Source organism: Achromobacter insolitus (assembly GCF_002209555.1).
Taxonomy (GTDB): domain Bacteria; phylum Pseudomonadota; class Gammaproteobacteria; order Burkholderiales; family Burkholderiaceae_B; genus Achromobacter; species Achromobacter insolitus.
On sequence record NZ_NJIF01000029.1, the window covers coordinates 1 to 516 of the forward strand.

Consider the following 516-nt stretch of genomic DNA (forward strand, 5'->3'; position numbering starts at 1 on the left):
CGTTTGTGCCGTTCATAAGTTTCAAAGCAGTCCAGGGTTATTCACCCTAGTCTTGAGAACTTGGAACAAAATTAATGCAATCACAACCCGTACCCATCTTCATCAGCAAGCTGATTACTCGATGAGCACATTTCGTTGTGCTTCTTCCAGATTGTTAAAGAACAAATATAGCTGTTGAGTAAAACCCAACTCATAACGCTGCAAGCAGCACTATGAGTTAGCTTCTACACGGCATCAAAAAATACTGACGCCCGCTACAACAACAACCGATAAGAGTGGACGCTTAACACGAGCGCTAAGCTCTGAAAGGAGGTGATCCAGCCGCACCTTCCGATACGGCTACCTTGTTACGACTTCACCCCAGTCATGAATCCTACCGTGGTAATCGCCCCCCTTACGGTTAGGCTAACTACTTCTGGTAAAACCCACTCCCATGGTGTGACGGGCGGTGTGTACAAGACCCGGGAACGTATTCACCGCGACATGCTGATCCGCGATTACTAGCGATTCCGACTT

General features: G+C 47.7%; 1 rRNA gene. It reads right to left on the bottom strand.

Annotation, left to right across the window (positions count from 1 at the left end):
* Positions 1 to 305: 305 nt before the first annotated feature.
* Positions 306 to 516, bottom strand: a 16S ribosomal RNA gene (locus CEY08_RS29745); the annotation flags it as partial.